The organism is Flavobacterium sp. 28YEA47A (assembly GCF_041262125.1).
Lineage (GTDB): Bacteria > Bacteroidota > Bacteroidia > Flavobacteriales > Flavobacteriaceae > Flavobacterium.
Genome location: NZ_JBGCCI010000004.1, coordinates 1 through 22,597, shown reverse-complemented (window position 1 = coordinate 22,597; position 22,597 = coordinate 1). Strand labels below are relative to the sequence as shown.

The 22,597-nt window shown below is 35.7% G+C and carries 25 protein-coding genes; 17 read left to right on the top strand and 8 right to left on the bottom strand.

What is annotated here, in order from left to right; genetic code table 11:
- The first annotated feature begins 23 nt into the window (after nucleotides 1-23).
- The 4 genes from ABH942_RS06490 to ABH942_RS06475 all read left to right on the top strand — a co-directional run bounded on the left by ABH942_RS06490 (nucleotide 24) and on the right by ABH942_RS06475 (nucleotide 2,935).
- Complete coding sequence (locus ABH942_RS06490) at nucleotides 24-593, top strand: helix-turn-helix domain-containing protein (protein ID WP_370030319.1); 570 nt, start codon at nucleotides 24-26, stop codon at nucleotides 591-593.
- 89 nt (nucleotides 594-682) lie between these two features.
- Nucleotides 683-2,182, top strand: a complete 1,500-nt coding sequence (locus tag ABH942_RS06485; RefSeq protein ID WP_370030317.1) for a serine hydrolase domain-containing protein — start codon at nucleotides 683-685, stop codon at nucleotides 2,180-2,182.
- An 87-nt stretch (nucleotides 2,183-2,269) separates the two neighbouring features.
- Nucleotides 2,270-2,650 carry a hypothetical protein gene (locus ABH942_RS06480; protein WP_370030316.1) on the top strand — a complete coding sequence of 127 codons (381 nt, stop codon included), beginning with the start codon at nucleotides 2,270-2,272 and terminating at the stop codon, nucleotides 2,648-2,650.
- Nucleotides 2,651-2,752: 102 nt separating this feature from the next.
- On the top strand, nucleotides 2,753-2,935 hold the full coding sequence (locus ABH942_RS06475) for a hypothetical protein (RefSeq protein ID WP_370030314.1): 183 nt from the start codon (nucleotides 2,753-2,755) through the stop codon (nucleotides 2,933-2,935).
- A gap of 55 nt (nucleotides 2,936-2,990) precedes the next feature.
- Here the strand turns inward: ABH942_RS06475 and ABH942_RS06470 are convergent, their stop codons facing one another.
- Nucleotides 2,991-3,869, bottom strand: a complete 879-nt coding sequence (locus ABH942_RS06470; RefSeq protein ID WP_370030312.1) for a proprotein convertase P-domain-containing protein — start codon at nucleotides 3,867-3,869, stop codon at nucleotides 2,991-2,993.
- A 303-nt stretch (nucleotides 3,870-4,172) separates the two neighbouring features.
- Between ABH942_RS06470 and ABH942_RS06465 the strand changes: the two genes are divergently transcribed.
- Nucleotides 4,173-5,522 (top strand): FAD-dependent oxidoreductase, encoded by a 1,350-nt coding sequence (locus ABH942_RS06465; protein WP_370030310.1) that lies wholly within the window; start codon nucleotides 4,173-4,175, stop codon nucleotides 5,520-5,522.
- An 84-nt stretch (nucleotides 5,523-5,606) separates the two neighbouring features.
- Here ABH942_RS06465 and ABH942_RS06460 read toward each other — a convergent pair whose 3' ends face one another.
- Genes ABH942_RS06460 through ABH942_RS06445 form a run of 4 tightly spaced genes read right to left on the bottom strand, consistent with a single transcriptional unit; the run spans nucleotide 5,607 to nucleotide 9,171 of the window.
- Entirely contained in the window at nucleotides 5,607-6,875 is a 1,269-nt protein-coding gene (locus ABH942_RS06460) for an NAD(P)/FAD-dependent oxidoreductase (protein WP_370030308.1), read from the bottom strand.
- A gap of 41 nt (nucleotides 6,876-6,916) precedes the next feature.
- Complete coding sequence (locus tag ABH942_RS06455) at nucleotides 6,917-7,279, bottom strand: cupin domain-containing protein (protein ID WP_370030306.1); 363 nt, start codon at nucleotides 7,277-7,279, stop codon at nucleotides 6,917-6,919.
- Complete coding sequence (locus ABH942_RS06450) at nucleotides 7,279-7,647, bottom strand: DMT family protein (RefSeq protein WP_370030304.1); 369 nt, start codon at nucleotides 7,645-7,647, stop codon at nucleotides 7,279-7,281. Before ABH942_RS06450 ends, ABH942_RS06455 begins: the two co-directional genes overlap by 1 nt.
- The gene (locus ABH942_RS06445; protein ID WP_370030303.1) at nucleotides 7,648-9,171 is read right to left on the bottom strand and encodes a helicase HerA-like domain-containing protein; all 1,524 of its coding nucleotides are present in this window, start codon (nucleotides 9,169-9,171) and stop codon (nucleotides 7,648-7,650) included.
- A 452-nt stretch (nucleotides 9,172-9,623) separates the two neighbouring features.
- Here ABH942_RS06445 and ABH942_RS06440 point away from each other — a divergent pair, with 452 nt between their 5' ends.
- From ABH942_RS06440 to ABH942_RS06400, 9 genes are all read left to right on the top strand, one after another.
- On the top strand, nucleotides 9,624-10,454 hold the full coding sequence (locus ABH942_RS06440) for a MotA/TolQ/ExbB proton channel family protein (protein WP_370030301.1): 831 nt from the start codon (nucleotides 9,624-9,626) through the stop codon (nucleotides 10,452-10,454).
- An 81-nt stretch (nucleotides 10,455-10,535) separates the two neighbouring features.
- The gene (locus tag ABH942_RS06435; protein ID WP_370030299.1) at nucleotides 10,536-11,150 is read left to right on the top strand and encodes an ExbD/TolR family protein; all 615 of its coding nucleotides are present in this window, start codon (nucleotides 10,536-10,538) and stop codon (nucleotides 11,148-11,150) included.
- Nucleotides 11,151-11,172: 22 nt separating this feature from the next.
- On the top strand, nucleotides 11,173-11,742 hold the full coding sequence (locus tag ABH942_RS06430; RefSeq protein WP_370030297.1) for an ExbD/TolR family protein: 570 nt from the start codon (nucleotides 11,173-11,175) through the stop codon (nucleotides 11,740-11,742).
- A gap of 33 nt (nucleotides 11,743-11,775) precedes the next feature.
- The gene (locus tag ABH942_RS06425) at nucleotides 11,776-12,594 is read left to right on the top strand and encodes an energy transducer TonB (RefSeq protein ID WP_370030295.1); all 819 of its coding nucleotides are present in this window, start codon (nucleotides 11,776-11,778) and stop codon (nucleotides 12,592-12,594) included.
- Nucleotides 12,595-12,840: 246 nt separating this feature from the next.
- Complete coding sequence (locus tag ABH942_RS06420; RefSeq protein ID WP_370030293.1) at nucleotides 12,841-13,758, top strand: PstS family phosphate ABC transporter substrate-binding protein; 918 nt, start codon at nucleotides 12,841-12,843, stop codon at nucleotides 13,756-13,758.
- Between the two features lie 20 nt (nucleotides 13,759-13,778).
- Nucleotides 13,779-15,482, top strand: coding sequence for a hypothetical protein (locus ABH942_RS06415; protein WP_370030292.1), 1,704 nt, complete (start codon nucleotides 13,779-13,781; stop codon nucleotides 15,480-15,482).
- A 144-nt stretch (nucleotides 15,483-15,626) separates the two neighbouring features.
- The gene (locus ABH942_RS06410; protein WP_370030903.1) at nucleotides 15,627-16,259 is read left to right on the top strand and encodes a 7-carboxy-7-deazaguanine synthase QueE; all 633 of its coding nucleotides are present in this window, start codon (nucleotides 15,627-15,629) and stop codon (nucleotides 16,257-16,259) included.
- A 54-nt stretch (nucleotides 16,260-16,313) separates the two neighbouring features.
- Nucleotides 16,314-16,718 (top strand): DUF2059 domain-containing protein, encoded by a 405-nt coding sequence (locus ABH942_RS06405; protein WP_370030290.1) that lies wholly within the window; start codon nucleotides 16,314-16,316, stop codon nucleotides 16,716-16,718.
- A gap of 63 nt (nucleotides 16,719-16,781) precedes the next feature.
- Nucleotides 16,782-17,939, top strand: a complete 1,158-nt coding sequence (locus ABH942_RS06400; protein WP_370030288.1) for an aminotransferase class V-fold PLP-dependent enzyme — start codon at nucleotides 16,782-16,784, stop codon at nucleotides 17,937-17,939.
- Here ABH942_RS06400 and ABH942_RS06395 read toward each other — a convergent pair.
- Nucleotides 17,936-18,655 carry a class I SAM-dependent methyltransferase gene (locus ABH942_RS06395; protein ID WP_370030286.1) on the bottom strand — a complete coding sequence of 240 codons (720 nt, stop codon included), beginning with the start codon at nucleotides 18,653-18,655 and terminating at the stop codon, nucleotides 17,936-17,938. The two genes, ABH942_RS06400 and ABH942_RS06395, sit on opposite strands and share 4 nt — an antisense overlap.
- A 63-nt stretch (nucleotides 18,656-18,718) precedes the next feature.
- Between ABH942_RS06395 and ABH942_RS06390 the strand changes: the two genes are divergently transcribed.
- The gene (locus ABH942_RS06390; protein ID WP_370030284.1) at nucleotides 18,719-19,213 is read left to right on the top strand and encodes a YkgJ family cysteine cluster protein; all 495 of its coding nucleotides are present in this window, start codon (nucleotides 18,719-18,721) and stop codon (nucleotides 19,211-19,213) included.
- A gap of 11 nt (nucleotides 19,214-19,224) precedes the next feature.
- The gene (locus tag ABH942_RS06385) at nucleotides 19,225-19,461 is read left to right on the top strand and encodes a hypothetical protein (protein ID WP_370030282.1); all 237 of its coding nucleotides are present in this window, start codon (nucleotides 19,225-19,227) and stop codon (nucleotides 19,459-19,461) included.
- Nucleotides 19,462-19,471: 10 nt separating this feature from the next.
- Here the strand turns inward: ABH942_RS06385 and ABH942_RS06380 are convergent, their stop codons facing one another.
- Both ABH942_RS06380 and ABH942_RS06375 read right to left on the bottom strand, forming a co-directional pair.
- Nucleotides 19,472-19,696 (bottom strand): hypothetical protein, encoded by a 225-nt coding sequence (locus ABH942_RS06380; RefSeq protein ID WP_370030280.1) that lies wholly within the window; start codon nucleotides 19,694-19,696, stop codon nucleotides 19,472-19,474.
- A gap of 82 nt (nucleotides 19,697-19,778) precedes the next feature.
- Entirely contained in the window at nucleotides 19,779-21,065 is a 1,287-nt protein-coding gene (locus ABH942_RS06375; protein WP_370030279.1) for an exo-beta-N-acetylmuramidase NamZ domain-containing protein, read from the bottom strand.
- A gap of 6 nt (nucleotides 21,066-21,071) precedes the next feature.
- On the opposite strand from ABH942_RS06375, the gene ABH942_RS06370 reads away from it, so the two are divergent.
- Complete coding sequence (locus tag ABH942_RS06370) at nucleotides 21,072-22,325, top strand: ABC transporter permease (RefSeq protein ID WP_370030277.1); 1,254 nt, start codon at nucleotides 21,072-21,074, stop codon at nucleotides 22,323-22,325.
- Nucleotides 22,326-22,597 lie beyond the last annotated feature (272 nt).

The window sequence follows — 22,597 nt, the reverse complement described above, 5'->3', positions numbered from 1 at the left end:
CGCTTATATAATTACTAAATGATATGCCAAACCTAAAACTCATACGAGAACAGCAAAACCTAACCCAGGAAGAACTTTCTGGAAAGTCGGGAATCTCAGTCAGAACCATACAACGTATTGAAGCAGGAACTTCACCTAAAGGTTATACGCTTAAAACGCTGGCAAAAGTTTTAGATGTCAGGGAAAGCCAACTAGCAGATAAAAACATAAAAACAGAGATAACAGGAGAAAATGAAAAAACAACAGTTCAGGAAGAACTTACTATTGACTACTCCAAAATCAAATTAATAAATCTTTCTTCCATACTGTTTGTTGTACTCCCGCCTTTGAATATTTTGGTGCCTTTAATTTTATCAGGTCTTTTAAAGCAGAAAAATCCACTTGTTAAACAAATCGTTTCCGTCCAGATTCTTTGGACTATTTTGGCGCCTATCGTTTTTATGCTTGGCGTATTTCTAAAACTCGGCGGCAAGTTTACTTTCGTGCTGATGATATTCATCGTGTTGTCAAATGTATTTATCATACTACGCAATGCAGCGGAAATTGACAGGAATAAAAAACTTTTCTATCATCTGAAATTCAGTATAATATAATTCTGTCAGGTACATTGTCGGGTTTTTGACGGGTTGTTTTTTAGAAGCGTAAAGCAACAAAACCCAATCTTTGTCAAAAAATTTTCCCAATGACCAGATCCATTTATTTTGTATTCTTATTTCTATGTGTCTTTTTGCAAAAAGGACAGGCGCAGGTTGAAAAAAACAATGAGCTGTATAAGACTATCATGTCGAAAGACAGTCTGCTGTTTAATGTAGGGTTTAATACTTGCGATATTTCGCAATTTGAAAACCTAATGAGTGAAAACCTCGAATTCTTTCACGATATCGATGGCGTGTCCGACAAAAAGAAATTCCTAAAAGATTTTAAAGGCGGCTTATGCCGCGATTCAAAAAATTATCAGGCGAGAAGAGAGCTGCTTCCGGAGAGTACAGAAATTTACGCCCTGTATGACAAATCTAACGGAGAAAAACTATATGGGGCGCTTCAGATAGGAATACATCAGTTTTTTGAAAAACAAACCGGACAACCTGAAAAGTTTGGCAGCTCCGCCCGATTTAGCCACCTCTGGCTTTTGGAAAAAGGGAAATGGAAGTTGGTAAAATCCTATAGCTATGAACATGTCAATAAGCAATTGGAATTGGTTACTGCTCCGGTATTCGACAATGATATGGCTATTGAAAAATGGTTAAAAGAAAACAAAGTGCCGGCACTCGGTGTCGGAATAATCGAAAACGGGAAGCTACAACAAGTAAAGGTTTTTGGAGAAATCAAACCGGGTGTTTCAGCGCCTTACAATACGATTTTTAATGTTGCGTCATTAACTAAGCCGATAACAGCAATGGTAGCATTAAAATTGGTCAGTTTAGGAAAATGGGATATGGATAAGCCTGTTTACAATTATTGGACAGACCCTGATATTGCTAAAGATCCAAGAAATAAAAAAATCACGACCCGGCAGATTTTAAGCCACCAAACAGGTTTCCCGAACTGGAGATGGATGAATGCAGATAAAAAACTTAGCTTTCAGTTTGATCCGGGAACTGCTTATGAGTATTCTGGCGAAGGATTTGAATACCTGAGAAAAGCCTTAGAAAATAAGTTCCATAAAAGTTTACAGCAGCTTGCCTCTGAATTGATTTTCCAACCGCTGAAGATGAACGAGACTAGCTATGTCTGGAATAAAAATATTGATGTTTCAAGATATGCTATAGGCTATGATAAGGATTTAAAACCCTACGAAGTTGAAAAGAACAACACACCCAATGCAGCAGATAATTTGCTGACGACTATTGAAGATTATGGAAAATTTCTGGTAGCTATAATGAATGGTGAATTACTACAGGAATCAGTTTTTAAAGAAATGACTAGACCGCAAATAGCAAGCGTAAGAGGCAAGCATTTTGGACTGGGATTTGAAATCTATACTTTGGAAAATGAAAAATATGCTTTGTCACATGGTGGATCAGATGTTGGTGTTCGGGCTATGGTATTCATTCTTCCAAAAACAAAACAAGGACTTTTAATTTTTACCAATTCCGATATAGGTGGTAATCTTTATGAAGCTTTGATAAAACATTATCTGGGCAAAGATGGAGAAAAAATTGTAGATATTGAGACGAAGTAAGAATGATAGAGGAGATTAGAAAAAAAGATATTGTTTTTGAGAGAAAAGACAATAATAATCTCCGGTAAAATATATCTTTGTTTTGAAATGAAACGGAAACAAATTAAATATCAAAAGAATAGGCTGCTGAGAACCACATTGGCAATACTGTTATTGTTTACGGTTTCCTTTAGTCATAGCTATACAAACACAGTTAGCCAGACCTTCCAATCTGAAACGCTCTATTCGAAAAGTAACAAAAATTCCGGGCGTAAGATAATTTCTTATAAAAGAGCTGTACAATTTGGTTTTTTAGATGCCAAATCCGTGACAAATGGTCTCACCACAAACTTTAGTATAGCCCATACTATCCAAGCCAAAGTAAAAACTACTCAAAAACACAAAGAATACTGTTCCTTCAAATCAGACATTCAATTTTTTAGAACAAAAACAATTTCTGCCCACGCAGAAGACATTCCTATTTCATAAACTGCCGGGCTTTACCGCCTGTATTTCTTAAAGATTTAATTTATTAAGCCGTTGTTTTTATATCCAATGGCGTAAAACATGCAGTAAATTATGAAAAGTTTCATGAAAAAGTTGAAACTTCTCGGTTATGTCATATTGATAGTTTTAGCCTCCCTGGCAGCAGGAATTGGCGGAGCTCCAGTTCCAATAAGAGGTAGAAGAGAAGAACACAACGAAATAGACATTGAAATGGTTGATGTAAAAGACGATTCAACCCAATCAAAAAAAATAGAAATTAAAAAATGAGAAATCCTGCAGCAATTTGTGCTGCAGGATTTCTTTTTTAGGGAAAAACAGGGTGTTATTTTTTTGCTAATTTGATTGCGTTTAATTTACGTCCTTCAACTTCAGGAACTAAAAGATAAATCCCTTGCTGCCATGAAGAAGCATCGATAGTGATATTTTGGGAAACATCATTGGCTACATACGATTTTGTGAAAACTTCCCTGCCATCAATAGAATAAATATGCAATACAGTATCGCCCGGTTCGTTCAGTTTTAAAGTCAAAGTCTCTGTAAACGGATTTCCTAGCACAGAAATTCTTTTAGTAAAAAGGAAATCTTTGGTGTCAAGATCAAAGCCTGTGCTAAAAATAATCTGCCAGGAATTCAAACTCCCCGTATCTTCTTCACCATTGTCATATAAGGTCATTGTCCAGTTGCCATTCACAGCTGCACCATTCAAAAAAGTAGTGAGGTTGCATAAAGGAATGTCAGTTGGAAAAGAGGAGGCGGTGCCGCCTGTTGGAGCATAAGAGCCTGCAGGAATACTTTGAGTAGAACCAGGAGTGGCAAAGTTGATAGTTGTCGTATTGGCAGCATTAAAGCTCAGGATATTTCCTGAGGCAAAATCTGAACTATCTCCACAGCTAGTATCGCTAGTGGCACCCATTCTTTTAATCAATGCACAAGAAGTGCCGCCCGGAGTGCCTAATTTTGCCACAACGTCGCCAAGCCAAGTATGTACCAAATCCAAATTGATTGTCACTTTTGTAGGATCAGTAATTGTTGCAGTAATAGGAACGTTGATAGTTGTTACTACCATACCAATGCTGGTTGCACCGGCAGCACAGCTTGTCCCAACTCCATCGGGGATGGGCGTTACTGTGTTAAAGGAATAGGTCTGTGCGTTGGTTAGCCCGCATAACATCAGAAAGAAAAGAAGTAGTTTTGTTTTCATAGATAGAATATTTAATTAATAATAAAACTCATCACATCGGTAGTTATGTAATAATAGGGAGAATCTTAGTATCCCACAGATAGGTGGTATTTTCTGTGTTTAAATATTTGTTTTTAGGAAATTAAGGCAAAGATAACTCAATTTGCTGTTAATTAACAAATTAAATAATCTAAGTGTTTGATTATTATATATTTAGTGCATTTTATTCAATATAATTTGCAAGTTGGAAATAAATGCCTGCTTTTATGATAATAATGATCTTATTTCCTTAAATTTGAAATCTTTAAATTCATTCTACACTTAATGCAAAATCCTTTAAATATTGCAATTGTAGGCTCTGGTCTTGTGGGTTCGCTTTTGGCAATATACCTTAAAAAAGCAGGTCATTCTGTTCATGTATATGACAGAAGTCCCGATATCAGAAAAATCCAATTTTCCGGACGTTCCATAAATCTTGCCATGTCTCATAGAGGATGGAATGCTCTCGATAGAGTTGGTGTTGGAGATGCTGTACGAGCTATCTCAATTCCAATGGATAAAAGAGCGATTCATTTAACGGACAAGCTCAATTTTCAACCTTATGGAAAAGAAGGCGAAAGTATTTATTCCATTTCAAGAGGAACCCTGAACAGGAAAATGATCGATCTGGCTGAAGAAGCTGGTACAGAATTTTTCTTTGAAAAGAAAATCTGGGACGTTACGCTTGCAGATGCCACATTGCACATTGGAGAAACTGAAAGAGGTGAGTGGGAAGCTATAAAATATGATGTGGTTTTTGGTGCTGATGGTGCTTTTTCCAGAATCCGTCACAGAATGCAACGTCAAAGTATGTTTGATTATTCTCAGGAATTTCTTCAGACGGGATATAAAGAATTAAACATACCGGCAAATCCTGATGGCACACATAGATTGGATAAAAACTCTTTTCATATTTGGCCACGAGGCGATTATATGCTTATAGCACTTCCTAATTTAGATGGAAGCTTTACCTGTACGCTTTTTATGCCGTTTGAAGGAGAAAATTCTTTTGCATCGCTTACGGACAGGAAAAAAGTAGAAGACTTTTTTGAAAAGCATTTGCCGGATACTGTTGATGTAATACCTAATCTGGCAGAAGATTTTTTCAAGAATCCGACGAGTACGCTGGTAACTATGAAATGTTATCCGTGGACTTATGATGACAAAGTAGCGCTGATTGGAGATGCCTGCCATGCCATTGTTCCGTTTTACGGACAAGGAATGAATGCAGGTTTTGAAGATATTACCGTATTGAATGATTTTATGGAGCAATTTGGAAATGATTGGGAGCGAATTTTTAAAGAATATGAAAAAAGCAGAAAACCTAATGCAGATGCTATAGCCGAATTGTCTTATAGGAATTTCATGGAAATGAGTTCTAAAACTGCTGACGAAAAATTCCTGCTTCAGAAAAAAATAGAAAAAAGATTTTCAGATAAATACCCTGAAAAATGGCTGCCATTGTATAGCAGAGTAACATTTAGTCTGGACCCTTATTCTCAAGCCTTGGATGTGGGTGATTTTCAAAATCAGATTATGGAAGAAATTTTGAAAATGGACAATATCGAGACAAAATGGGACAGCCCAGAAATCGATGAAAAAATTTTAGAACTACTAAACAGAAAAAGAAAATAATACGTTAGTATCTTACTATAAATAAAAAACAGGGATTAAGTCGTAATGATTAATCCCTGTTTTGTTTTATACATAACAAATAAATCAATTGTCTACTTTTTTAGTAACGGGCTTAATAAGTACCCTAAGTGTCGAATCGTTGTTGAAATAACTAAAAGCCCAATTCACAAAAATTGTCAGCTTGTTTTTAACGCTCAATATCAACATAAGGTGTACAAACATCCATGTAAACCAGGCGAATCGGCCTTGGAAGCTAAAACTTGGCAGATCGACTACCGCTTTTCTTTTTCCAATAGTGGCCATAGAGCCTTTATCATGATATTCATATTCTTTTAAAGGTTTGTTTTTTGCCAGGAGCTTGAAATTTTTCGCGAGGACTTTTGCCTGTTCGTTTGCTACGGCAGCCAATTGCGGATGACCATTTACATATTTAGGAGTAGTCATATAAGCGATATCTCCAATAGCAAAAACATCTTTGAGGTTTTCTATTTCATTAAAACGATTTACGATAAGTCGGTTGCCTCTCGTAATACAGGTTTCCGGAATACCTTCAATCTGGTTGCCGGTTACTCCTGCTGCCCAGATGACGTTTTTAGCCTCTATTGTTTCACCATTTTTCAATCGAACGGTTCGTCCGTCATAATTTTCAACAACGGTTCCGGTTTTCACGATGACGCCAAGCTGTTCCAGATATTTTCGGGATGCTTTTTTAGAATCGTCACTCATGGCATTTAAAACATTGGGAGAACCTTCCAATAGATATACCGTAAGTTTTGAAAAATCCTTATCAGGATAATCTTTTGGTAAAATATTCTTTTTCATCTCTGCCAAAGCTCCGGACAATTCAACTCCTGTTGGTCCACCGCCAACAATTACAAAATTGAGTATGTATTGGAGTTCTTCAGGATTTTTTGTGATAACAGCATCTTCAAATGTCTGAAGTATGCGGTTTCGGAGCTGGATAGCTTCAGGAACTGACTTCATTGGAAAAGCACAGTGCTCTAAATCTTTATTTCCAAAATAATTGGTTCGGCAACCATAAGCCAATACCAGATAATCATAAGAAAAGTCTCCAATAGAAGTTTTTAAACACTTTTTATCGGCCTCAACAGATAAAACATCTGCAATTCTGATTTTTACGTTTTTAGAACGCTGGAAAACTTTTCGGAGCGGGAAAGAAATACTTGCCGGCTCAAGCCTTGCTGTAGCCACCTGATATAACAATGGCTGGAATTGGTGATAATTATTTCGATCGATTAGGTAAACTTCGTAGCCGGTATTTTCAAGGTCTTCTGCAAGGGTAAGTCCTGCAAATCCGGCTCCTACAATAATGATTCTTTTTTGGGTTTCCATACAGGTTTCATTTGTATGTAAAGTTACCAAATTTAAAGGGTCTAGTCCTCTCTATTAACTTTTTCTAAAGAAAAAGCAGGCAGACAAACCGAGAGATATTCACAAGCCTCGTCAAAAGGATTGGAATACTGCACTCTTGCCTTTTTTTCGATCTTGATCGATTGTCCTGCTTCCAGAATTATAGTTTCTCCTTCAATGATAAATTGTTTTTTACCTTTTATTATATAGGTATACTCATCAAATTCTGGAACCTGAAACGGTTCGCTCCATTTTGGCGGTGCAACCATATGTGCGATTGAAACATCAGAATTGTTATTGGTAGCATTCCCAAAATGCTCTTCAATCAGTTTGCCGTCTGTTGTAGGGACAACAAAAGGAGTTTTTTGTAAAGTGTATCTTTTCATTATTTCTTAAATATAAAATAAACAGCCAGAATCAGAAAAACAAAACCTATGGCATGATTCCATCTGAAAGTCTCGTTTTTGAAAAACAGTAGTGAGAAAATCACAAAAATTACCAAAGTAATAACTTCCTGTATGACTTTGAGCTGCATTAAAGAAAATGGACCGCCATTTCCATTAAAGCCTATTTTGTTGGCGGGAACCTGAAAGCAATACTCAAAAAAAGCCAATCCCCAGCTCACCAATACGATTGTAATCAGCCCTGCGTTCTCGAACCATTTCAATTCCTTAAATTTTAAATGCCCATACCAGGCTAAAGTCATAAAAATGTTAGATAGAACCAACAGTCCTATCGTGATAAAGCTTTTCATTTATTTTTTAAATATTTTGGTCAGTACGCCAAAGAAACCTCTGATAAAAGTTGCGCTGGTTACTACTTTAATAATGCTTTTTGTCGTCTGGCTCATCGGTTCATTTGCTGCTTTCTTTTCTTGTTTAGCCTCTTGCGCTTTTTGTTCATTATCAGCTGTTTCCTGTTGAATGTCCTGTATCTTTTTAGTCAGGATTTCATAAGCACTTTCTCGGTCAACCACTTCGTCATATTTCCTGACTAGTTTAGAATTGCTGTTGATTTCTCCAATTTCGCTGTCTGTCAACACATCCATCCTACTCATAGGCGCTCTCATCATAGTAGCTGCCAGCGGTGTCGGAATTCCCTTTTCATTTAATGCTGTAACCAGAGCCTCTCCAGTTCCAAGAGAAGTCAATAATTCGTCGGTTTTGTAATATTCAGAAATAGGATAGTTTTCAGATGTCATTTTAATCGCCTTTCTGTCATTAGCAGTAAAAGCTCTCAAAGCATGTTGAATTTTCAATCCAAGTTGTGCCAAAACAGAACTTGGAACATCCATTGGATTCTGAGTAACAAAGTAAATCCCAATCCCTTTGGAACGTATCAATTTTACGATGGTTTCAATCTGGTCAAGCAGAGCTTTGCTAGCCTGATTAAAAATTAAGTGAGCTTCATCAATAAAAATAACCAGCTCTGGCTGTCCGGAATCGCCTTGTTCTGGCATGACATTGTAAATTTCGGCCAAAAGACTCAGCATAAAAGTTGAGAAAAGCTTCGGCTTGTCCTGAATATCTGTTAAGCGGATTATGTTTACATAACCTTTCCCATTTTCATCAATTCGCATCAGGTCGTTTACATCAAACGATATTTCACCAAAAAAGATATCGGCTCCTTGTTGCTCAAGCTCGATGATTTTTCTAAGAATAGTACCGGTGGTTGCAGTTGAAATCTTGCCATAATGCTCTTCGATTTCGGCTTTGCCTTCCTCAGTGATATAATTGATTACCTTTTTGATGTCTTTTAGGTCAAGAAGTGGCATCTGTTTATCGTCGCAATATTTAAAGATTACGGAAACCACACTGGCCTGTGTATCGTTCAGGTCCAATATCCTTGAAAAGAGTACTGGCCCGAATTCAGAAACAGTCGCGCGTAAACGAACACCATTCTGTTTTGATAACGTCATTAATTCAACAGGAAACCCTGATACCTGATAAGGAATATTTATCTTGGCCTGGCGCTCTGTAATAAAAGGTTGTTCCACACCTGGTTTGGCGATACCACTAAAATCTCCTTTGATATCCATCATCAATACCGGTATGCCTAATAAAGAAAGCTGTTCAGAAAAAACCTGTATGGTTTTTGTCTTTCCTGTTCCTGTTGCCCCGGCAATAAGACCATGGCGATTCAAGGTTTTTAAAGGAATTTTAATGTGCGCATCCGGAAGCGCTTCACCGTTAAAAATAGCGCCACCTAGCGTGATGCTTTCTCCTTTTGTAGCATAACCCGTGTTAATATGATTGACGAAGTCTTCTTTAGAAGCCATGAGCAAAAAAATGTTTAGGATGATTAGAAATGAACATATATTTACAAATTTAGGATTGTTTTTATTTATTGACACAAATTATACCTTAAATAATTGGCATATAATTTTAATATTAGGGAGTGTAATAAAATTATCATTATTGAGTTATAATTCAGCTCGATAAAATAGACTTTGTTATAGATAAAACACGGTGTTTTTTTAATGAAATCAACTTAAGTAGTTTTAAACCAGAGAAATATCTTCTTTTTTGAAACTAATTATTTTAAATTTCTTATTATTTATTCGTTAAGATTGTAATAATATATAGTTAATGCGGAATAAAAAACTGCAATTTATTTTTTTTTATCCACTAAAAATATAAATTTGTCGTTCTTATAAAATATCTAGGGTAAATAAATATTATCTATTACCAAAATTAAATTCTAAAAATTAAAAAACTAAAATTAAAAAAAATGGCACAGGCATCAAACGCAAAGGTTCAAAACAATGGAGGAAGCAAAAGCTCTAACGTATTTGCAGGATTGACGATTTTAATTTGTATCCTTATCGGATACCTTGTATGGGAATTCGTAATGGGATCTCCATCAAACTTCCAACATGATAACCCAGCAGGTCAACCTTTACAAGGAAACTACCTAGGAATGGTTTACAAAGGAGGATATATCGTTCCTGTATTGATGGGATTGCTATTAATGACAATCGTATTCTCATTCGAAAGATTTTTTGTTATTTCTAAGGCTGCAGGAAAAGGGGATGTTGAGAAATTTGTAAAAAGCGTTCAAGGTCAGATTTCATCTGGAGATATCCAAGGTGCATTAGACGCATGTGATAAACAACAAGGTTCTGTTGCAAACGTTGTGAAAGCAGGTTTGATTAAATACCAAGAGGTTAAAAGAGAGAACTTCGATACTGAAAAAGCATCTGAAGTAATCCAAAAAGAAATAGAGCAGGCTACTTCATTAGAAATGCCAATGCTTGAGAAAAACTTAACTATCCTTTCTACATTGGTATCTTTAGGTACATTATTAGGATTGATGGGAACTGTATCGGGGATGATTAAAGCGTTCGCTGGATTAGCAACTTCTGGAACTCCGGATCAGGCTGAATTGGCAAACGGTATCTCTGAAGCACTTATCAACACGTTGACAGGTATTACAACTTCAGCTCTTGCGGTTGTTGTTTACAACTACTTTACTTCTAAGATTGATACATTGACTTATTTTATTGATGAGGCTGGTTTTACTATCACTCAGGCTTACAGAAGAGCTACAAACCGTGACTAATTAAAATAAGTTTCATAAATATATTAAAGCTATGAGAAGGAATGTTTCTCCTTCTCGGCTTTGATTAAAAAAATAAAAACAATGGCTAAAATAAAATTGTCAAAGAAAAGTTCCAGAATTGACATGACTGCGATGTGTGACATGGCATTCCTTCTTCTGTCCTTTTTCATTATGACAGCTACAGCAAAAGTCCCTGAAGCTTTGCCAGTAGATACTCCAGCCTCAACGGTTCAGACAAAATTGCCAGAAGAAAATCTTGCCACCCTAACAATTGGTAAAGAAAAAGTGTTTTTTGGTGTGACTGGAAGAGAAGCTAGAGCAGAAACTCTAAAAAGGATGGGAGAAAAATACAAAATCGAATTCTCTGATGCTGAACAAAAGAAATTCTCTCTTATTGATGGCTTCGGTGTAGATATCAGAAATATGAAAAAACTGATTGAAATGCCAAATGAGCAGAGAATGAAAGAAGGAGTTCAACCAGGAATTCCTTACGATTCTATCAACAATCAATTAGCTGACTGGGTAAAAACAGCAAGAGAAGTAGCTAAGGACATGGATGGTAAAGATTTAGATATCGCTATTAAAGGTGATGCTAAAGAAGAATACCCTACAGTAAAGAAAGTTTTAGATATTCTGCAAAAGCAAAATAAGAATAACTTTTTCTTGGTTACTGGTCTAAGAAGTGATGATTTTTAATAAAATAATATATTCGTAAGAAATGGCAGAATTAAATACTGGCGACGGCGGTGGTAAAAAAGGCGGTGGCAAAGTAAGAAGTAAAAAATCAAATCCTTCGGTTGACTTAACAGCCATGGTGGATTTGGCATTCTTATTGATTACCTTCTTTATATTAACGACTACGTTGTCAAAGCCTCAATCGATGAATTTGGCAATGCCAGATAAACAAAAAATCGAAGATACTCCAACTGAAACACCAGCATGGAGAACTTTAACTCTGGTTTTAGGGACAGGTGATAAATTAGTTTGGTATAGCGGAAGAGCTGACGGACCGCCATTGGACGGGCCAGTTGTAACCACATATGGAAAAACTGGTGTAAGAGATTTGATCCTTAACAAAAAGGCAGGTGTTGATGCAAGAAACAAAGCAGAAGGCGCCGATCTTGAAAAAAGCGGTATTACCGTTATCATAAAGCCAAGTAAGAAATCAAATTATAAAAATTTGGTTGATATTTTGGATGAGATGGCTATCACGAAGGTGAAAAAATACGCAATTGTTGACATAACAGATGCAGACATTAAGTTTTTAGAAGACAATAAAATTTATTAGTCTGATTCATTAAAATTTATAAAATATTAAAATATGTCAAATTCAAAATTAGACTTATTCGAACAAAGCTGGATTGAAAATGTTTTTGAAGGTAGAAACAAAAGCTACGGTGCTTATGAATTACGTACCAACAGCGGAAAGAGAACCTTAAAAGCATTAGCTATTGGTGCAGTTATATTTTTGTTCCTGGTTTGCATTCCAATAATCTCCAAATTCATCTCGGATAATATGTCCAAAGAAGTGGAAAAATTGGATCAGCAGGTTACTCTGGTAAATGTACAGGAGCCTTTGAAGAAGGAAGAGATTATTGTTGAGCCGGTTGTTCAAAAACAGACTCAGAGTAATGTAGATATTCAAAAATACGTACCGCCGGTTATTGTAGACAAGCAAGTCGTAAGAGAAGAAGTTGCCGTTGTAGAAGAACTTAAAAAAACAGGTTCTGAAACAGTAAAGGCTAAAGAAGGTGGGGAAGTAGTTCTTGACGGAACGCAAAGTGAAATCAAAGTTGATTCTCAAGTAATTGAAGAAGATCCAAATAAAATTTATACATCTGTACAAGTTTTACCGGAATTTCCTGGAGGAATCGCTGGTTTCTACGCTTATGTAAAAAAGAATTATAGAATCCCTGAAGTAGATGACGACGTGAGCGGTAACGTAATCGTAAACTTCGTTGTTGAAAAAGATGGAAGTCTTACCGATATCAAAGTTGTAAGAGACTTAGGTTACGGAACAGGTAAGGAAGCAATCAGGATGTTAAAATCAGCTCCAAAGTGGAAGCCTGGTATTCAAAATGGTAAAGCTGTACGTGTTTCATACAACCTTCCAATCAAATTAGTGATTAAATCTAATTAATGAACGGTAGTAAGTATAGGACCAATAAAGATCAGAAATCGCTCCTCGGGCGATTTCTTCTTATTTTAGGAATGTTGTTTTTTTTGATGTATTTTGTTTTGGGTATGGCTATTATCTTTTGGAAAGACATACCAATCGAAATGCCTCAATCATACAGAATAGCTTTCGGATTGCTGCTTATCGTATATTCTTTTTTTAGATTCATACGCTTTTTAAAAAAGGACTAACAATAAAATTATTAGAGAAATGCCAAAATACCTAAGATTCTTATTATTCTCTTTTGCCTTTGTCATGACAATTTTCTTTGTTGATTCTTGTGCAGACAAAAAGAAAAAGGAAGACGAAACGGCAACGTTTTATGTAGATGAAACGGTCATGCCTATGATGGAAGATCAGCTTGCCGTTTTCCATAGCCAAAGACCGGAAAAAGTAAATTTGGTTCCTAAAACCGAAGGTGCTATTCTGGATATGTTAAAAAATGATTCGACAAGATTGGTCGTAATGTCAAGAACTTTGTCAAAAAGTGAAGAGAAAAGTTTTACAGATAAAGGTATTGTCCCAAGAATAACCCAAATTGCCATTGATGGCGTTGCTCTTGTTGCAAATACTAAAGCAAGGGATACGGTTATTGACTTACAGGACATAATTGATTTTATGAACGAAAAATCTGTAGCAACCATCAAAGGACTGGTTTTCGATAACGCTAGCTCAAGTACAATTGATTTTATAAGCAAAAAAGCATCCGTAACAAAAGTCGATAGCAAAAATATCTTTGCTTTGAAATCAAGCAATGACGTTATCAAATACATTAGTGAAAACGACGGTTATATTGGTGTAGTTGGGGTCAATTGGATGACACAACCTATGCCAGACATGTTGAATTCCACAAGTAAGGTCAAGGTTTTGGCTGTCAAAAATGTTAAAAGTGAACCTAATTCAACCGAATATTATAAACCTAGTCAAACCAATCTGGCAGAGGGCTTATATCCTTTAACACGTAAAATCTATATGTTAAATTATGAAGGATCTGTTGGTTTGGGTATGGGTTTTGCCACTTTTGTAGCAGGAGACGTTGGACAGAGAATAGTTTTAAAATCCGGACTTGCTCCAGTTAGGCTATCTTTACGAGAAGTAAAAGTTAGGAAAGACATCGAAAATAAATAGAAATTATAAATAACGAAGAAATGAAAAAAATTAAGTTTATCAGTTTGTCGCTATTGTTTTTTGGAACTGCTGTTTTTGCCCAAGACCTAGAGCAGGCCAAAAAAGCAATCGATGCCGAACAATATCAAAAAGCCAAAACAATCCTTAAATCATTAATTGCATCAAGTCCTGATAAAGGGAAGAATTATTTTCATTTAGGAGAGGTTTATCTTGCTTTGGATAATGCAGATTCTGCGAAGATTTATTTTGACAAAGGAATTGTTGCCAAAGACAATGGCAATTTCAATTATATAGGATTAGGTGAAATTAGCCTGGATAATGGGAACACATCAGAGGCAGAAGCTAATTTCAACAAAGCGATTGCCAATCTGAAAAAGAAAGATGCAGAAGAATTCCTGTACATAGGTAGAGCCTATATAAATTCAGAAAAGCATGATTATAAAAAAGCGATAACTTCTATTAAAAAAGCAATCGCTGTTGATGCAAAATATGCACAGGCTTTTTTGAGCTTGGGTGATGCTCAATTTGGTGATGCTGATGTTAACAGCGCTTACAGTTCTTACAGAACAGCTTATGATTTAGATAACTCATTATTGCGTGCAAAAATGCAATTAGGAGTTATTACCAAAAATGCAAAAGCTTTCCCTGAGGCGATTTCAGCTTTTAACGAAGTAATCAAATTAAATGCAAACTATGGTCCTGTTTATCGTGAGTTGGCAGAAACGTATTATTTCTGGAGTACAAGCGACACATCAAAACGTGCAGAATATATCAAGAAAGCGTTAGAGTATTATGAAAAATACATGAGCCTGACTGATTATTCTCTTGATTCGAGAATGCGCCATGCTGACTTCTTGATTCTTGCTAAAGACTATGAGGCTTTGCAAAAAGAAGCACAGGCAATGCAACAATTGGATAAAGTAAATCCTAGAATCTTCAGATATTTAGGATATGCGGCTTATGAGAACAAAAACTATGATGAAAGTATCAAAGCATTAAATGACTTCTTAGTAAAAGTAGATCCAAAAAGAATCAGCGCAAGAGATTATCTTTTCTTGGCAAAAGCAAAATTAGGTAAAGCGATTTCTGCTGAAGGAGCAATTACTGATAAAGCTCAATTTGACAGTGCAATGACTGACTTAACAAAGGCTACAGAAATTGACCCGACAATCGGATCAGAATTTAGCGACTTGGGAGTATCATTATATAAGCAAAAGCTGTATTTGGAGTCAACTAAAGTTTTTGAAGCTGCAACAAAGGCACCAAACTCTAAAAATGCGCTTCTTGATAATTTCTATCTTGGAAATGCAGTCTTGTTTTATGTGGCAAACGACCTAAAAACGGATGCGGAAAGAAACAAGCCTGAAGTACAGGAATTGCTTAAAAAAGCAGATGCAGCTTTTGAAGCTGTTGTAACAGGTTCGCCAACAACTCAAGACGCACATTTAAACAGAGCAAAAATCAACAGATTTATCCTTGGGCCAGAAGCTAAAGAAGCTGCTGTAGCAGCCTACCAAAAATATATTGATGTTGTACATGCAAAAGGTGAGGCAGAATTAGCTAAAGAAAACGTGAAATCAGGATTGATTGGAGCTTATTCTTACATTGGTTCACACTATGCAATATCTGACAAAGTAAAAGCAAGAGAATATTTTGAAAAAGCGTTGGTGTTAGATCCAACTAGCCAATACATTAAAGAATCTCTTGATGTATTGAAAAAATAAAAAACAAAAGTTTTATAAACCGGCATTATATGCCGGTTTTTTTATACCCTAATTGGAATAATCATAAACTTTATTTAAAGCCTTATTTTAAAAAACCGCAATCCAAAATCAAATCCTTATCTTTGCAGACTATTTTTAAAGATGATGTTGAAGAAAGAATTACAAATCGCTGTTGAAAAAGGAATAATGCTTCCGTTGATGGAAGAATTTTATACTATTCAGGGTGAAGGATATCACACAGGAACAGCAGCGTACTTTATCCGTGTAGGCGGATGCGATGTAGGATGCCATTGGTGTGATGTCAAAGAAAGTTGGAATGCAGAATTGCATCCGCCAACAGCAATCGAGGCAATAGTAGAAAATGCAAAAAAAAATGCCAATACGGTTGTTGTGACTGGTGGCGAACCGTTGACTTGGGATATGGGGCCGCTTACGCAAAAACTAAAAGAAAAAGATTTAAAAGTACATATTGAAACTTCTGGAGCCTATCCGCTTTCCGGAACCTGGGATTGGATTACGCTTTCGCCAAAAAAGAATAAGCTTCCTACCCAAACAGTTTATGACAATGCAAATGAATTAAAGGTAATTGTCTACAATAAGCACGATTTTATCTTTGCAGAAGAACAGGCAGAAAAAGTCAATAAAGATGCGATACTGTTTTTACAGCCGGAATGGAGTAAAAAAGAAGCAATGACTCCGCTGATCGTTGATTATGTGATGAACAATCCAAAATGGAGAGTATCGTTACAAACTCATAAATATTTAAATATTCCATAAATTTGGAATTATATTTGCTAATAATTAAAATCAACATAAAAACCAATATAACAAATGAAAAAGTTAATAGTAACATTCGCATTCGTATTAGCAACTCAAATTGGATTTGCACAAGATGCGGCTTTCAAAAATGATGTAAAAAAAGTAATTGAAATGACCGGTGCCTCGGCTCAGATTGATGTTGCAAAAAAACAAATCATAGGGATGATTCCTGAAGCAAAGCAAGCAGCATTCTTAAAAGATTTTGAAGCAACAATGCCTTCTTATTTTGATAAAGTTGCTGATGTTTATATGAAAGAATATACACATGCCGACATCAAAGAAATGATTAAATTCTACGAAAGTCCGGTAGGTAAAAAAATAACTTCTAAAGCAGGAGTTCTGACTGAAAAAACAATGGAAGCAGCTCAGGCTTGGGGAGCAGAATTGCAAGGTATCATGATGAAATACATGCAATAATAAATTATCTTTTATAATACGAAACCCAAATTGTAAATTTGGGTTTTTTTATACCTTTTAATCATGAAAGAGCTTTTCCTTCTGGATACATCCATAACTTTTTTAAACCATGGTTCCTTTGGTGCATGCCCAAAACCAATATTTGACGAATATCAAAGACTCCAATTGGAATTGGAAAATGAACCGGTCTATTTTATCCAGAAAAAAGCAGCGGTCTATTTGAAAGAGGCAAAAGAAAAGCTGTCAAAATATATAGGTTGCCAACCGGAAGACTTCTTTTTTACACCTAATCCTACGGTTGCCATTAATACCGTTATGAGAAGTCTGAACCTTCAGCCGGGCGATGAAATCCTGTCAACAAATCATGAATATGGAGCGATGGATAAAACATGGGCTTATTTCTGTAGAAAAACAGGTGTAAAATATATCAGACAGACAATCTCTTTACCTGTAATTTCAAAAGAACAGATACTCGAAGATTTTTGGAAAGGCTATAACTCAAACACCAAAGTTGTTTTTATAAACCAAATTTCGAGCGCAACGGCATTGATATTTCCGGTTAAAGAAATTTGCAAGAAAGCACAGGAGCTAGGATTAGTAACAATTGTTGATGGAGCACACGTTCCCGGACATATTTCTTTAAACATTGAAGAAATGAATGCTGATTTTTATACAGGAACCTTACATAAATGGATGCTAGCACCAAAAGGGAGTTCTTTCTTATATGTTAAAAAAGAATTTCAGGAAGACTTGGACCCGCTTGTTGTAAGTTGGGGCTACGACAACGAGACTATTGCCCAAACACAATTCTTGGATTATCACGAATACCAGGGCACAAGAGATATTTCGTCTTTTTTATGTACACCAAAAGTTATTGATTTTCTGGAAGAAAATAATTGGAGCGAAATAGCAGAAAATTGCAAACAGATAGTTTTGGACAATTACCAGCGTTTTTGCGATTTGCTAAATACAACACCTATATGCCCGGTTACAAAGGAATTTTTAGGACAAATGGCAAGTATTCCGGTAAGAACGGACGAACCACAAAAATTAAAAGAATTGCTTTTTGAAAAATATCAGATAGAAATACCGGTTATGCCTCTAAATGGGAACTTTTATATACGATATTCCATCAACGCCTATAATTCTCAAAAGGAATTGGACAGGCTTTATGAAGTCCTGAAAGAAATCATAGCTACAACCAATTTGATCAAAATCTAAAGAGTCAATCTGGCGAGATAGTCATAATGGTCGCCTTCTGAAACCAGTTTGCATTGCAAACCATTGGCTATAGCCGCATTTTGTAATGTATTATAATCAACATACAGCCAATCAAACGGTTCTTCTTCTTCGTTTTTATAATAGATCGTAAAGGTAATCTCTCCATAATAGTCCCTATCCGTTGGAATCCATTTTCCGCCATCTTCATCTTCGTCAAACATATAAATGATATCGGAAGAATCAATAAGGATTTGGCCTGTTGGTGTCAGCAAAGATTTAAGCTGTTGCAGGAAAGAAGAAAGATTTTTCAACTTACCACAAATACCGGTGCCATTCATCAGAAGCAATAGTGTATCAAATTTGTTTTCAGCATTAGTGGAATCCAACTCCATTACATCCTGAACTTTTGCATTGTCAAGACCTCTTAATTGGCAGGCTTCAATAGCATTTGAAGAAATATCAATAGGAACAACCTCTAATTTTTTTACATCCCGAAGGTATAAGCTATGGCTTCCAGCTCCGCAGCCTACATCCAGAACCTTTCCTTTTGCCAGAGCCATTGCTTTTTTTTCAATTTTAGGCATGGCTGAATAGTTACGGAACAAATAAGCAACGCTCATTTCATCGGCTTCGGAAATTGAAGTTTCGGTAATGAGGTTTTCCGACGAATTGTTTGTCTGATAATCCAATATGGCTTTTCCAAAAAGGTCTTTCATGATTTATGGTATATTTTAAAAAGATAAAGAAGAAAGTGTAACTTTGTCCGCAAATAAATAAAGTTGGAACAAGTAATCAAAAATCTTCCAAAACTGGCCAAAGATAAGCATAACGAAAACAAGAAGTATTTCGATAAGCTTAAAAAGAAAGCGCCGAAGAATATCGATTATGTCATGCAGGAATTGCACGATCAGGAATTTAAAAGAACGGATTGCCTGAAATGTGCCAATTGTTGTAAGACAACAGGACCGCTTTTTACTCTTGCAGACATTGAGAGAATTTCCAAACATTTTCGTCAAAAGCCACAACAATTCATTGACCAATACCTTCGAATCGATGAAGAAAATGATTATGTACTGCAAAGTGTTCCGTGTACTTTTCTTGATGCAGAAAATTATTGTATGATTTATGATGTGAGACCTAAAGCGTGTAGAGAATATCCGCATACAGATCGAAAAAAATTCCAGCAAATTTCTAATCTGACGTTACAGAATGTAGCAATTTGTCCGGCTGCTTATAATATTGTAGAAGAAATGAAAAAAAGAATGCCATTATAAACAATTGCTGTATGAAACATAAAAGAAACTTATTGTACATCTTCTTGGCGTCTGCCATTATCTCAGTTTTGTTGGTTTTTGTCAACCAGGATATAGTTGTCAGGAGCCTTTTCGATAAAGTCATGGAAGCTGTGATTATGACAGCTCTTTTCTATATCGTTTTGGTAGTGCTTTATTTTTTGATGTTTATTGCAAAGTCTGGTGCCAATAAAATGGCAAGAAAGCAAAAAAAAGACCTTACAAAGTAAGGCCGTTTTATTAAACAAAGATATAATCTTCCGGGAGTTCGATTGATTCATCGAATCGGCCGCCTATGGCATCAACAACATAATCAATCCCTCTTTTGATATATTCTAATATTTTCTCAACCCATTCCTTTGCGTTATGAAATAATTCAATTGCTTTCTCTACATAAGAATCAATCCATTCGAAAAATTCCTGTAGTTTGTCCATATAATCCAAAAGTAGTTGCGATGTATCCATTTGTAGCTATTTTATTAAGATTTAAATACGACCGTTAAAAAATAGCCGCACCTAAAAATACATATTTTCAGGAAAATTCCAATTAATAAATTTCATATTTTTTTCTTATTTTTTTGAAATCTTCAATTCCTTTTTCCCAGCTTTTTTTAATGTCTGCTTCAGACATTCCGGCCTCAATCTGTTCCTGTAGCTTTTTAGTTCCCGCCAATTTTGTAAAGAACGGAATAAAAAACTTCGATTTGTCGGTTGTGGTTGCATAGGCTTTCAAAAGCCATTTTAGTTCAATACCCTTTACTTTTGGAGCATCCGAAAGATCTTCACCATAACAGACTTTACCATTGTGTAGCGGATCTTTTGAACCTAGATTTGGTTTAGGAATAAAACTGAAATCAGTTTTGGGTAAAAAAGGAGAGCCATATATCTGAAATTGTTTATCTGTTCCTCTTCCCAGGCTCACATTTGTACCTTCAAAAAAACACAAACTGGCATATAGATTTATGGATTGGTCATTCGGCAAGTTGGGTGAAGGTCTTACAGGAAGTGAATAGCTCATGTCCTTATTGTAATTTACGCAAGGAACTACGCTCAATTCACATTGAATGCCGTTTTTAAGCCATTTTTCGCCATTGATCATTTTTCCATATTCGCCAATAGTCATACCGTGGAGTACCGGAATAGGATGCATTCCTATAAAACTTGAATTTTCTTTTTCCAGGACAGGACCATCCACAGTACTGCCCTTTGGATTTGGTCGATCTAAAATCAATAGCTTTATTTTGTTTTCGGCACAAGCCTCCATTATATAATGTAGAGAAGATATGTAGGTATAAAAACGAGCACCTACATCCTGAAGGTCAAAAACCAAAATGTCTATGCCAGCCAATTGTTCCGGTTTTGGTTTTTTATTATCACCATAAAGAGAGATTATAGGAATTCCGGTTTTGGTGTCTTTTCCATCTTTTATTAGTTCTCCTGCATCAGCTGTTCCCCTGAATCCATGCTCAGGAGCGTAGATTTTTGTAACATTTAGCTTGTACTCGATTAACCAATCTACCAAATGCATCGATTTAGTTGCAGGTCCCGTACGAAGTTCATCTCTGTTTTTTGCATCAGGGTTGTAATTAACAATACTGGTTTGGTTCGCAACAACGCCAATGTTTTTATATTTTTTTAGAACGGGCAAATAAGTTATCCAATCATCTGCGCCAGTTTTTATTTCAGCAATCGCCGTAGAAGATTTAGAACTTCTGACAGTATCCTGAGCTTTCGGTTTTTCGGTTCTTGCTTTTGTATTAAATGAATTTCCACAGGAAAGAATTGACAAAACAAAGAATAAAGCTGTATTTTTGAAAACCATATTTGATATCATACAAAATTGAATTTAGAATATTTTATAGCCAAAAGACTGATTGCTGCTAAAAATCATAAAAGTAGTATATCTGCACCAATTATAAAAATTGCCATCGCTGCCATTGCAATAGGTATGATCATGATGATTGTGTCTGTAGCGACAGGAATCGGTTTGCAACAAAAAATACGTGAAAAGGTTGCGGCTTTTAACGGACATATTATTATAACCAATTATGATGATAACCAATCGCAAGTAAGCATCAGTCCTATTTCTACCAATCAGGATTTTTATCCAAAGTTTAAAAATGTAGAGGGCATAAGTCATATTCAGGCTGTAGCCACAAAAGCAGGAATCATCAGAACAGAAACTTCTTTTGAAGGTATTATATATAAAGGAGTAGGAAAGGATTACCAATGGAAGAATCTGGAAGAATATCTTGTCCAGGGGAAACTGCCGGATGTAGAACATAAATTGACTCCGGATGTTTTGATATCAAAATATCTTGCGGACAGACTCAATTTGAAAGTGGGCGATAAGTTCAATACTTTCTTTATGAAAGATAATAGTAATCAATTGCCTAATCTGAGAGTATTTGTTGTGGCAGGTATTTACAATTCCGGATTTCAGGAATTTGATGCTACCTATATAATAGGAGACATTCGACATTTACAACGAATCAATAAATGGAAACCGGATCAGGTGGGTGCCTTTGAAGTTTTTATTGATGACTTTAATCAGATTGAACAGAAAGGCCAACAGGTTTATAACAATACCCAGAATAAGGAAGACGCATCAAAAACGCTCGATACCCAAACAATTTCAGAAAAGTACTATAATATATTTGAATGGTTACAGCTGTTCGACTTTAATATAATAGTCATTATAGTAATAATGATTATCGTGGCCACCATTAATATGGTAGTTGCATTGCTGGTTCTAATCCTGGAGAGAACTCAAATGATAGGAATACTCAAAGCAATAGGAGCAAACAATTGGTCAGTACGCAAGATATTTTTATACAATGCCTTCTATTTAATAGTTCGTGGATTGCTTTGGGGGAATTGTATTGGGATTGGTCTTATTATTATTCAACAGCAATTTGGTATTATAAAACTAAATCCGGATAGTTATTATGTAAATGTGGCGCCTGCTCATTTGGACTGGTTGTATATTTTATTGCTAAACATTGGAACATTGGTTATCTGTTTGGTTGTTCTTTTGATTCCTTCCTATATAATAACGAAGATTTCTCCGGTAAAAGCGATCCGTTTCGAATAGGTTTATATAAGCAGAAGGTGTTTTTCGGTAGGTTTCTGAAAGATTTTCTGCCTCCTACCTTATATAATGTCTTTTTCTAGCTGTGTTTCTAAGATACTTTAGCAGTTATTTCATACACTTTACAATTCACTTCCTTTATTTTTTGAGGGTTTATGCTTTGTGCTTGCAAAGGGATCAAAAAAAGCGATTTTGCAGAGTTCTGTTTACCAGAGTGTTGCGAAAAAGTTTAAAAAAAGTTAGGATAAAGTTTGCGAAAGCGGAAAAAGGTGCTA